Origin of the sequence: Acinetobacter sp. MF4640 (assembly GCF_002018895.1) — a bacterium.
GTDB lineage: Bacteria > Pseudomonadota > Gammaproteobacteria > Pseudomonadales > Moraxellaceae > Acinetobacter > Acinetobacter johnsonii.
This window is the reverse complement of record NZ_MVOM01000076.1, coordinates 1-10494: the sequence shown is the minus strand read 5'-3', so window position 1 is coordinate 10494 and position 10494 is coordinate 1. Positions and strand designations below refer to the sequence as shown.

Sequence of the window (10494 nt, the reverse complement as noted above, 5' to 3'; positions counted from 1 at the left end):
CAAATCCATTTCTGCATTTTCAATCGCTCATCTAAAATTTCAGATGAGTTGAATATAGCACTTATTCGGCTCATAACAAGAGCCGAATATGATAATTAATCAGCTCATTTTTTATAGGACATTTTAATTGGTGAATAACAGAAATATATCGGCTTTTTTATAAACAAACTTGATATGTTTTTCCAAAAAATAGAGATCATTTGAGAATATTTGTATTTTCTACTTTTAAACTCAATTATTTTTAGGGGGATGACCTGAGAGCTATTAGCTCTCGTTTCTTACAATGCGTATCGTATTGGTTTTAAAATACTATCTATAAAATTTTAAAAATTTTTCCACTTACAGTACTTTGAAAAAACATTTCAAAACTAGGTCGAATATCTTCTCCATCAACGGTGATATGTCTTATATTTGAGTGAGATTGCGTATCGGCAAAATGATGATCTACTGTTGCTTGAATAGCTTGTTTAACCCCAAACTGGTCTTTTACGTTGAGAGTCTGTTTAAACATATATATCCCCTTAATAAAATTATAGTGGCAGAAATCTACCCCAATTCTTAATACTTGTTGATGTTGGCTCTAAGCAACTTTATGACTTAATTTAAATAGCTGATTTAAAGAAGTGTAAAATGTACGGCCATCCAAATTTAAATCAACCTCGATTCCAGATGAAAGAAGGACTCTTTTACCTACTTCGATTTTTTTTGAACCTTGACGTGTATTTTGCATTTTATGAAGAGGAATTAATGAAACAATAATTTCAGTACCATTTTTAGATTTTGCAATTAAATTACTTAATTTCAACAAATTACATCCTATTTTTTAGAAAAATTTTAATTTTTAAAACAAATTTTGAAGTATAAAAAAAGCACTCATGAGTGCTTTTTATTACTGTCTATTATTACTTAGATAGCAACAATATTTACAGCATTCGGTCCTTTTTGACCTTGAGCTACACTGAATTCAACTTGCTGGCCTTCCATTAAGGTTTTGAAACCTGAACTTGCGATTTCGCTGAAATGAGCAAAAACGTCTGGACCTGATTCTTGTTGAATGAAACCAAAACCTTTAGTTTCGTTGAACCACTTAACAGTACCTTTAACAACATTTGAGTTTGACATAATATATCCTACTGATTTTTAATAATTTTTAGTCATTATATTGACCGATTATAACTTGGAAAATAATAAAGAATGGAACTTAAAATCTAAAAACGAAGGATTATGACTAAAACTGCGATACTTAAGGAAGATTTACCGAAACGAGACTTTTTTTCTAGTTGAGTTAAATATACAGTAAAAAGAAAAATAATCAAGTTTTTTTAATAGTTATATTTATTTTTTTGATAAAAGAAAATTATATTTCATAAAAAAGCCTTATAGTCTCTCTCGGAACTATAAGGCTTATTAAGCGCTGTTAGTTTTCTCTTAATCACTTACTTTCCAATGTAAATTAGCTATTTTGGCTCTAATTGATACTTAGTCCTTAAACGCTTATTACCCACTATCCTTAGCAGGTTATGAGTACAATTATTTTACCGATAGGTAAAAAATTTAGATATAAGACAAAAGACGAATATTTGAGAGAATCAGTTTAAAAAGCTAACAATTCCACACTCTCCCTTATCTTACCCAGATATTTCCTTAGGTAAGTATTCAGGCTCACAATTAGACAACGCTGTTTGATTTTCAAAGAACGTGGTTACAGCAGATTAGAAATAGGCCAATTATTCGGATTTTAAATTTAAAATTTTTCTAAAATTAAGATAATACACTCTACAAAAAAGCCCGTGATTCGGGGCTTTTACTTATTTATTTAACATAAAATCTCTTATACGCAGCCCAGGTTAATCCTGGGCTTTTTGTTCAATCTGATCATTGGCCTCAAACATGCCAGGATTAGTAATCCGGATATTTTCCTGACAATTCCCACAAAGCATCAGCCCTGAAAAAATCTGTACGTTTTCCCTTGAATCACAGAAAGCACATGGTTTAGAGAGTTGAATAATATTACTCATGATTTTTTCCTTTCAGATAGTTAGCCTTGGCATGACTTCTTCCTTTAGCCTGCATTCCTCGAATCTCATATTTCTCTGTTTGTAGCTTCATAAGAATGCCTATTTGAAACATGTATATTTCCCCCAAATCTCCTAATAAACTTTCATTCAAAGAATTAGCTTGAGTAAATTGATCCAATGATCGATTAATATCTTTTTCAAAATCATTTACCAGTGTTTCAATCCGACTGACTTGTCGCTCAATGCTGGCCATCTGTAAATTACTGGTCAGAAGATCCCGCAGATAAGTTCCTAATTTATCGCCCTTCAACTGAGCCAAACGCTCATATTCTTGTGCAACCTGATTGTCTAATCTGACGGCAACGGTTCGAGTACTGTTCATGAAAAACTCCTATCATTTGTTTTCAATCTAAGCACCTAATTTATAAAAAGTAACTATCAAATATAAGTAAACACTATGTTAAGTTTTAATGATTACAGGTTAAATATTTAATATAAAAAGAGAAATTAACCTAAACATGTAAACAAAGCCGATTACAAGCTATCCTATTGTTTTGTAAGTAAATATTGCAATTTATCTGCAACAAAAAGTGTTTACAGCTAAGCCTATGAAATGCAATAAAAAACATGATAAAAGCGTAAACGCTTTCCAGACAGATGAAAAATCGCTGTATCCCTTATAGGGTAAGGCTTTGGAGTCTTTATCTTTAGATGCGTGGTGTGTGAACCAAAAATTGCCGGTATGTACCGGCTCCCAATCCATTTAATTGACTTAACTGACAGTAAAGATAGTGCTTGGCCAAAAGAGATCCTGACTATTGTGTGTCTAAGGGAAAAAATCTATAAGCGGAAACTCTAGCCTACAGATCAAAAATAAAACCCAAGTTGAAACGCTCTCAAATGCGATTTCAGCCACATTTTTACTTAAGACATAGATCTCACTATTGAAATGAGTAATCAGGTCAAAAAACGCAAGTGAACGCCAAATAGAGGCTATTTTTATTCTAATCGGGATGAATAGAGCGAGTGTCTACGAGCGAAGCACCAAAATTCGCACCTAGACTCTCTGAAAAACAGCTTTTTAGGCTGTGAAGCCTAAATAAGCGTAAATCACATGCAGAAAATTGAGTCTAGATCGAGCGTAGCGAGTAAAAAAGCTTTATGAGCGAAGCGAATTCCGAGTTGCTTTTGCTCTTGCCTTTGCTTTTTCTCAAAGTCACAACAGAATGATCCAAAAAATTGCCCCACGAATCGAGCGAAAGCGAGATTCAATAGAGTTTGAGCGTAGCGAAAACCAAGGGCAATTTTTCATTCCCAAGGCTTTTAATTATTTTTAAGTTTTTAAATGCTTTTAGAGATGCTGTAAGCCTTTATTTGCAATAGTTTAAGGGGTGATAAAGATAGGTTTAAGGGGTGATAAAGATAGGTTTAAGGGGTGATAAAGATAGGTTTAAGGGGTGATAAAGATAGGTTTAAGGGGTATTTGAATAGCTAGATTATTGACTATTTAAAATATATAACATATAACCTAGTTAAATGAATTAATAAGCTTCATATCATGACAAATAACAATAAATTAGTTGTTAAGGATAATGCTCTTATCGATGCCTCTTTCAACTTATCACTCATAGAGCAACGTATTATGCTCTTGGCCATAGTTGGAGCTAGAGAGTCTTCTAATCTCACATCTGATACACCAATAGAAGTATTCGTAAGTGACTACGTTCATCAATTTAAAGTAGATAGTAATAATGCCTATGGCTTGCTTAGAGAAGCAGCGAAAACTCTAAAAAGAAGGGAGTTTAGTTATTTAGATAGATATAAGGGCCAAGAAGCTCTTACTACAGCAAATTGGGTAAACAAAGTGACCTATGTAGATTCTAGTGGCCTTATCGTTTTATACCTTAGTAACGAAGTTATCAGCTTAATAAGCCGATTAAGCGAACAATTCACAAAATACCATATAGAACAAGTGTCTGACTTTAAGAGTAAATATAGCATCAGACTATATGAGCTATTAATTAAATGGTTGAATGTAGCAAAAACTGAGAAATATAGTATTAACGATCTTAGATCAAAATTAGGGCTGGATGCGACTGAATATTCAACTATGTCGAACTTTAAATCTAATGTCTTAGACAGAGCAATAAGTGAAATTAATAAACATACTAATATTACCGTTGACTATGACCAATTCAAGAAAGGGCGAGTTATCACAGATATCCAATTTAGAATTAAATCGAAAGATAAGCCATCTCAACAAGAATTAACAAAGGTATCCCAAACAGCATTCCACCAAATGACAGATGCTCAAATCAATATGTTTGGCAATCAGCTTTCACGATTGCCTGAATTTTCGAACTTAGCAAATGGTAATGAAAGCTATGAGAGCCTAGCAGCAAAAATCAAAGAAATGCTAAGAGATCCAATACAACAAAAGCAGTTTTTACCTCACCTAAAAAACCTTGGCTTTAAAGCTTGAGTGTATTAGAGAATACACATATTGTATTCTCCAATACGTTTTCAAAATACACAGCAATACACTATGAATACAGCTACAAAATACAGTGTTAGTGATGCTGCAACTCTGTATAAAAAATCCCGAGCGACAATCTATAAAGATATAAAAAACGGTGTATTAAGCCGTGACTATGACGGTTTTATAGATTTTTCAGAATTACTTCGCGTCTATGGTGAGCCTTTCGGAGCAAAACAGGCAAAACGTATTGATACGTCTTCAATACAAAATCAAAATACACCTGAATACACTGATAAAACAGTGGTAGAGCTGAAAAACCAAATCGACTTTCTAAAAAAACAGTTAGAAAAAGCCGAAGATCGTGAATCCAAGGCGAATGCTCGTATTGATACGCTTCTAACGCTCATTGAAATGAAGCCTCCCACGGCCAATATGACTACGTTTACCGATCAAGAACCGCTGCAACCAAGCATGGCCAAAACAGCTCCAGAACCGGACACAGCAGAAGCTAAACAGGACGGATTGACTACTCCGGAGCAGACGGAAAATAAGCGCATTCCAGTACCGGAGCAGGTTGAACTGGAGCAGCCGAAAAGAGGTTGGTTAAGCCGGTTTTTCTTGCCGAATGGCTAAGAGGCTTGTTTAGGTGTACTAATCAAAGTTGTGAAACATTGCTTAAATAATAGGCGTGGAACGTGAAAAGTCATAAAAAAAGCCCACCTTGGGGAAGATGGGCTATCAACTAGAAACTACAGCGTTGAATTATAAGGATAATTATAACGCATTTCGTATAAGGTGTATTATGTTAATTTTAGCTTTTCTCTATAATTACTATCTTAAGGCCCACTACCAAATTCTGTAATTAGCCAATCAGATTGAGGAGATTGTTTCACAAGAGTAATAAATAAAATATAGTCACCTACTGGACTACCAGCATCATCTATATGGACGACTTTAACTTTTACCATCACTGAAATAATTTTATAAAATTCTTGATAATACTCAGGTCTACTTTCCGCTGAATCATAATTAATCCTTACTACTTCTAAAATTTTTGAGTCTTTGAAAGAGAGAAACCTTTCAGAACTTTTTAAATCTTCATGTAATCGCGCATCTGGCCAAACATATTTGATTGCTGATTCTAGATCATGTTTAGCAAGTGAATTAAAGAAAAGTATTGTTGTCTGTGTTGCCATCTCTTTATCATGATTTAATTTCTGTTTGTATGAATTAATGATTAGAAGTAGACATAGACCTACAAGTAAAATTCCTAATTTTATAAATATTTTAGACATTATAATTTCACTTTTATCTTTCGAAAAAACGCATAACCGACTAAAAGACACATAAGCCAAAATAAATAATCAAGAATAAAATATAAAAAAATGAATTGATCTATTCCTATAATAATATTTAAAGGATCTAGCGCTATACTACCGCCTGGAGATATTTCACCATCTACTAAAAACTGTAATGGAAATCCTCCTCCTATAACTTCAACTTTTCCAAGCTTGTCTACAACTATCCGGTCTATCAATGTATATTTCTGATGAAACAAAGACAAATAAGTCAAAACAAAAGCTAATATATTGAAATATATTATTTTTTTCTTTAATAATTCTTTAACTTTAAAATCAGTTAAAAATAACCAATAAGACAAGCCTGGAATTAGAGCCATAAAGATAGTCCAAGTGTCGGTATACATCTTCCACCATTCTTTCGAAACTTCTCCTGTATGGCTCCATCCAAAAAGAACAAAAAATGGCATAGCAATAATTAAAGAGCTAATACAGATAGTTAGCAAATTAAGAATACTATAACGATTTAAAAGAATTGAGACCATAAAGCTAAAAGGTACTGTCAAAATACTATAAGCCAAGTAAACAAGACCATGCCCTGCAAAAACCACAAAAATTGAATATAGACTATATTCACGATTCATTATGATAAATAGCAATGCTGTGAAAAAAAGTAGTGGTAAAGGAGCAAGTAATAGGGCTTTTACTATTTTTTCTTTTGAGTATTTCATTAACTTAATTCTCTTATCTACTCAATAACTATTCATACTATACCGATTTTCTTGGAGGTCGTTTGCTTCCATTTAACATAATGGGCGTTATACGAAATTTTAGAAAAAACATTGATAAAGTACTACTATGTAGTACAATAAAATTACTACATAGTAGTAGATAGTATGGAAGCTTGATGTATACAATATGCGAAACATCTTTGTTCAGTAAGTTTTATTCAGACTATTGGACAGAAAAAGAATACAACGAGTTTAAAATTTTTCTTGCTTCCAATCCTGAAGTTGGTGATGTAGAACCTAACTCAGGAGGAATACGTAAAGTTCGTTGGGGATCTGGTAAGACAGGTAAAAGCGGTGGAGTCAGAGTAATCTATTACAACCGTCTAGCTAATGGACAAATATGGTTACTTACCATTTATGGGAAATCTGCTGTTGATCAACTCGATAAAAAAGTACTACGTGCTTTAGTGGAGAAGTTAAATGAATCGCTCAAATGATATTGTAAGCCGTGATGCTGAACGAGATATTGGTGCTGAATTACTTATGGCAGTAGATGAAATGCTTGCCAATGCTCCAGTAAAAACTTATACCATTACTCAGACTGATGTCGCTTTAGCTCGCCAAAAATCAGAGTTAAGCCAACGTGAATTTGCCGAAACTTTAGGTGTATCTGTGCGTACTTTGGAAAGTTGGGAACAAGGTGTACGTAAACCATCTAAAGCAGCACAATCCTTAATTAAGCTGTTTATCAAAGATCCTTCTTTTGTTAGAGAAGCTCTTAGCTAATTAAAAAATATAGTAAAAATGGGAGCTAAAGGCTCCCATTTTTGACTTCGCATAACGTGTATTATGTTAATAATATAAATTCTTAAAAGCGTATTGATTTAATAATAGAAAAATTATCAGAGTAGGTTATGTTTAAAGTAAACGTTCAATTATCAACCAACAATGATTGAAGATTTATATCTTATATATGTTAATTTCATTAACATATATATACCAAATTAATAATTTCTTAAGTGAAATAATATGCTAAGTCAACATCATCACTTTTTAAAAAAATTTTCGATCAGTGATGCTGCTATAGCGTATAGAAAACCTCGCTCGACTATACTTAAATATATAAAAAGCGGAGATTTCGAACTTGACTACAATAACTTGATTGAATATAGCCAGTTAGTTAAAAAATTTGGTGAAATTAGTTCCCCTATACGGGACGAAAGAGATCAACAAATCAAAAAACTAAAAGATGAAGTTATGCATTTAAAAAAACAACTTAATTTTTTTAAATATACTTCAATCTCAAACAAACATAGATTAGTAATTTCTCATAAAGACTCCATTTAACATAATAGAGCTTATACGAAACGTATTTTTAATATTACTTTAAGATCAGTATCTTATCGTTATTCATACCCTCTGGAACGTTCTCGTTCAACCGACTTGGAAACAAGTCGGTTTCTTTTTAAGCAAAACTGTAACTTTTAGCCAATAAAGTTGATCAAAAAACATTCGTTTTTGCATTTTTTCCTGATTTCTCAAGGGTCACAGTTCAGAAATAATCCCCAATTTCTGCGGACAACTCTTGGGATAAAATAGGCCAACTTTGTAAGCTAAAACTTACACAGATTTAATGTTTTTGCGGATTAGTAATCCAAAGCATTAGCCCTATGATGAATACATAAGGGAACTGGATGTTTCTAGAAAACAAGAATAAGAAAATAGCGCAAGGAATGGGCAGCACGAGATCAGTAAGACTAGCAACCCGATATGAAAAAGCCCGACAGGATGTCGGGCTTTTTTATTAACTATCTAAATCAAATTTCCACATTAAAGAAAACTTGGTAAACCTTTAGCAGGATCTGTTTCACGTGCCGCTTGAGCATCTGCTACAGTCATACCTAAGGCATTAGCAACGCCTTGCCCATAAGCTGGATCGCAAGCATAACAGTTGCGGATATGACGGTATTTGATGAAATCTAGCGCATCACCCATCGCTGCGGCCGTGTTATTAAACAATGCTTGTTTCTGCTCATCATTCATCAAATTGAACAGGGCACGGGGCTGGCTGAAGTAGTCATTGTCATCTTCGCGGAAGTCCCAGAAATCAGCATCACCGGTAATCTTTAATGCTGGTTCTTTAAACTGAGGTTGTTCCTGCCACTGGTTAAAACTGTTCGGTTCATAATGTGGCAATGAACCATAGTTGCCATCCATGCGGCCCTGACCATCACGACGATTAGAGTTTACAGGGCAGCGTGCAGCATTGACCGGAACCTGTGAATGATTTACACCAACACGATAACGCGCTGCGTCGGCATAGTTCACCAGACGCGCCTGTAACATACGATCCGGTGAGTAGCTAATTCCCGGTACCAGATTGCTTGGTGCAAAGGCAGCCTGTTCTACATCCTGGAAATAATTTTCCGGATTGCGGTTCAGTTCGAATTCACCGACTTCAATCAGTGGATAATCACCTTTCGGCCAGACTTTGGTCAGGTCAAATGGATGATAAGGAACTGTTTCAGCTTCCAGTTCCGGCATGATCTGAACGTACATTTTCCATTTTGGATACTCACCACGCTCAATGGCATCAAATAAGTCAGTCTGACTACTTTCACGATCTTTAGCAATCAAATCTGCTGCTTCAGCATCGGTCAGGTTCTGGATGCCTTGCTGGGTACGCATATGGAATTTCACCCAGAAGCGTTCATTTTGGGCATTGATAAAACTGAAGGTATGGCTGCCAAAACCATGCATATGACGGTAGCCAGTAGGAATACCGCGATCCGACATCACAATGGTCACCTGATGCAAGGCTTCAGGCAATAATGTCCAGAAATCCCAGTTATTGGTGGCACTGCGCTTGTTGGTTTTCGGGTCACGTTTGACTGCTTTATTCAGGTCAGGGAACTTACGGGCATCCCGCAGGAAAAACACCGGGGTATTATTGCCGACCAGATCCCAGTTGCCTTCTTCAGTATAGAATTTCAGGGCAAAACCTCGAATATCACGTTCTGCATCGGCCGCGCCACGTTCACCCGCCACCGTTGAGAAACGCGCAAACATTTCGGTTTTCTTGCCAACTTCAGAGAAAATTTTAGCGCGAGTATATTGGGTAATATCATTGGTCACGGTAAAGGTACCAAAAGCACCTGAACCTTTAGCGTGCATACGACGCTCTGGAATCACTTCGCGGACGAAGTTTGCTAATTTTTCATTCAACCATAAATCTTGGGCAAGTAAAGGTCCACGCGCACCTGCCGTCATACTGTTCTGATTATCGACCACAGGGGCACCAGCTTCAGTAGTCAGGTGGGTAACAGGACATTTTTTAGGGTCTTGACTCATACTATTAACTCCCGTTTCTTTTAATTTAAATTTCCTGCAGAAATTTAAGATTTTCAATCCCATCTTACCCTTTACTTGCTTATTAAAATATTAAACTAAGGATATTTTTGAAAATTTATAGCCAACTGATTTAACATAAAATCTCTTACACGAAATCCAGATTCAAGACATAAAAAAGCCCGACATCCTGTCGGGCTTTTTTATGTCTTAAATTTCTATAACTGAGTATTGATCTGATAGCGTGTATTACGTCCCCCACCTTCCAATTTGACGATACAACCTTTCTCAAGTAAGTCAGATAAATGACGAGTAGCTGTCGCCTTACTTGTTTTAGCAACTTTTTGATATTGTGACGCGCTAATACCATGTTCAAAGCCATTTTCCCCACCGTCTAATAAACGATTGAGGACTTTGCGCTGTTCTTCACTCAGGGCTAAATTTGAATATTTATGCCAAAACTGGCTTTTAAATAATGTCCGATTGATCTGTACTAAGGTTTTTTCAAGGCTATCATTCAATGTATCTAAAAACCAAACTAGCCAATCGGTGATATCAGAATCATTTTTTTGAGTTTGTTCTAATATCTCATAGTAACTTTTACGTTTATTCAATATCGC

The 10494-nt window shown here is 35.0% G+C and carries 14 protein-coding genes and 1 pseudogene; 5 read left to right on the top strand and 10 right to left on the bottom strand.

Annotated elements, in window-relative coordinates:
* Positions 1-313 precede the first annotated feature (313 nt).
* The 5 genes from MF4640_RS17250 to MF4640_RS17235 all read right to left on the bottom strand — a co-directional run bounded on the left by MF4640_RS17250 (position 314) and on the right by MF4640_RS17235 (position 2400).
* Positions 314-511 (bottom strand): hypothetical protein, encoded by a 198-nt coding sequence (locus MF4640_RS17250; protein ID WP_004637135.1) that lies wholly within the window; start codon positions 509-511, stop codon positions 314-316.
* Positions 512-580: 69 nt separating this feature from the next.
* Positions 581-808: a hypothetical protein gene (locus MF4640_RS17245; protein WP_004637137.1), complete on the bottom strand. Its 228-nt coding sequence runs from the start codon at positions 806-808 to the stop codon at positions 581-583.
* 98 nt (positions 809-906) lie between these two features.
* Positions 907-1122 (bottom strand): cold-shock protein, encoded by a 216-nt coding sequence (locus MF4640_RS17240; protein WP_004637138.1) that lies wholly within the window; start codon positions 1120-1122, stop codon positions 907-909.
* A gap of 725 nt (positions 1123-1847) precedes the next feature.
* The gene (locus MF4640_RS19525; RefSeq protein ID WP_171263913.1) at positions 1848-2018 is read right to left on the bottom strand and encodes a hypothetical protein; all 171 of its coding nucleotides are present in this window, start codon (positions 2016-2018) and stop codon (positions 1848-1850) included.
* Positions 2011-2400 carry a hypothetical protein gene (locus MF4640_RS17235; protein ID WP_078390357.1) on the bottom strand — a complete coding sequence of 130 codons (390 nt, stop codon included), beginning with the start codon at positions 2398-2400 and terminating at the stop codon, positions 2011-2013. The genes MF4640_RS19525 and MF4640_RS17235 overlap by 8 nt, the downstream gene beginning before the upstream one ends.
* A 1176-nt stretch (positions 2401-3576) precedes the next feature.
* On the opposite strand from MF4640_RS17235, the gene repM reads away from it, so the two are divergent.
* A complete protein-coding gene (gene repM, locus MF4640_RS17225) occupies positions 3577-4500 on the top strand; it encodes a replication initiation protein RepM (protein WP_032066855.1) in 924 nt (307 codons plus the stop codon).
* A gap of 63 nt (positions 4501-4563) precedes the next feature.
* Positions 4564-5130, top strand: a complete 567-nt coding sequence (locus MF4640_RS17220; protein ID WP_078390356.1) for a plasmid replication DNA-binding protein — start codon at positions 4564-4566, stop codon at positions 5128-5130.
* Between the two features lie 203 nt (positions 5131-5333).
* Here MF4640_RS17220 and MF4640_RS17215 read toward each other — a convergent pair whose 3' ends face one another.
* From MF4640_RS17215 to MF4640_RS19800, 3 genes and pseudogenes are all read right to left on the bottom strand, one after another.
* Positions 5334-5792 (bottom strand): hypothetical protein, encoded by a 459-nt coding sequence (locus MF4640_RS17215; RefSeq protein ID WP_005804943.1) that lies wholly within the window; start codon positions 5790-5792, stop codon positions 5334-5336.
* Positions 5792-6085: a hypothetical protein gene (locus MF4640_RS19805; protein ID WP_227505690.1), complete on the bottom strand. Its 294-nt coding sequence runs from the start codon at positions 6083-6085 to the stop codon at positions 5792-5794. The genes MF4640_RS17215 and MF4640_RS19805 overlap by 1 nt, the downstream gene beginning before the upstream one ends.
* A 30-nt stretch (positions 6086-6115) precedes the next feature.
* A pseudogene (locus MF4640_RS19800) lies at positions 6116-6526 on the bottom strand (hypothetical protein); the annotation flags it as partial.
* Between the two features lie 176 nt (positions 6527-6702).
* Here MF4640_RS19800 and MF4640_RS17205 point away from each other — a divergent pair.
* From MF4640_RS17205 to MF4640_RS17195, 3 genes are all read left to right on the top strand, one after another.
* Positions 6703-7023, top strand: coding sequence for a hypothetical protein (locus MF4640_RS17205; protein ID WP_005020911.1), 321 nt, complete (start codon positions 6703-6705; stop codon positions 7021-7023).
* On the top strand, positions 7007-7312 hold the full coding sequence (locus MF4640_RS17200) for a helix-turn-helix domain-containing protein (protein ID WP_005020909.1): 306 nt from the start codon (positions 7007-7009) through the stop codon (positions 7310-7312). The genes MF4640_RS17205 and MF4640_RS17200 overlap by 17 nt, the downstream gene beginning before the upstream one ends.
* A 243-nt stretch (positions 7313-7555) precedes the next feature.
* Entirely contained in the window at positions 7556-7873 is a 318-nt protein-coding gene (locus MF4640_RS17195) for a hypothetical protein (protein ID WP_046722050.1), read from the top strand.
* A gap of 483 nt (positions 7874-8356) precedes the next feature.
* Here MF4640_RS17195 and MF4640_RS17190 read toward each other — a convergent pair whose 3' ends face one another.
* Entirely contained in the window at positions 8357-9877 is a 1521-nt protein-coding gene (locus tag MF4640_RS17190; protein WP_078390355.1) for a catalase, read from the bottom strand.
* A 215-nt stretch (positions 9878-10092) separates the two neighbouring features.
* A partial coding sequence (locus MF4640_RS17185; RefSeq protein WP_161944390.1) for a Fic family protein occupies positions 10093-10494 on the bottom strand: 402 nt, incomplete at its 5' end.

Coding starts and splice junctions, on each gene's coding strand:
- MF4640_RS17250 (WP_004637135.1), bottom strand. CDS start 511: ATGTTTAAACAGACTCTCAACGTAAAAGACCAGTTTGGGGTTAAACAA.
- MF4640_RS17240 (WP_004637138.1), bottom strand. CDS start 1,122: ATGTCAAACTCAAATGTTGTTAAAGGTACTGTTAAGTGGTTCAACGAA.
- MF4640_RS19525 (WP_171263913.1), bottom strand. CDS start 2,018: ATGAGTAATATTATTCAACTCTCTAAACCATGTGCTTTCTGTGATTCA.
- MF4640_RS17235 (WP_078390357.1), bottom strand. CDS start 2,400: ATGAACAGTACTCGAACCGTTGCCGTCAGATTAGACAATCAGGTTGCA.
- repM (WP_032066855.1), top strand. CDS start 3,577: ATGACAAATAACAATAAATTAGTTGTTAAGGATAATGCTCTTATCGAT.
- MF4640_RS17220 (WP_078390356.1), top strand. CDS start 4,564: ATGAATACAGCTACAAAATACAGTGTTAGTGATGCTGCAACTCTGTAT.
- MF4640_RS17215 (WP_005804943.1), bottom strand. CDS start 5,792: ATGTCTAAAATATTTATAAAATTAGGAATTTTACTTGTAGGTCTATGT.
- MF4640_RS17205 (WP_005020911.1), top strand. CDS start 6,703: ATGTATACAATATGCGAAACATCTTTGTTCAGTAAGTTTTATTCAGAC.
- MF4640_RS17200 (WP_005020909.1), top strand. CDS start 7,007: ATGAATCGCTCAAATGATATTGTAAGCCGTGATGCTGAACGAGATATT.
- MF4640_RS17195 (WP_046722050.1), top strand. CDS start 7,556: ATGCTAAGTCAACATCATCACTTTTTAAAAAAATTTTCGATCAGTGAT.
- MF4640_RS17190 (WP_078390355.1), bottom strand. CDS start 9,877: ATGAGTCAAGACCCTAAAAAATGTCCTGTTACCCACCTGACTACTGAA.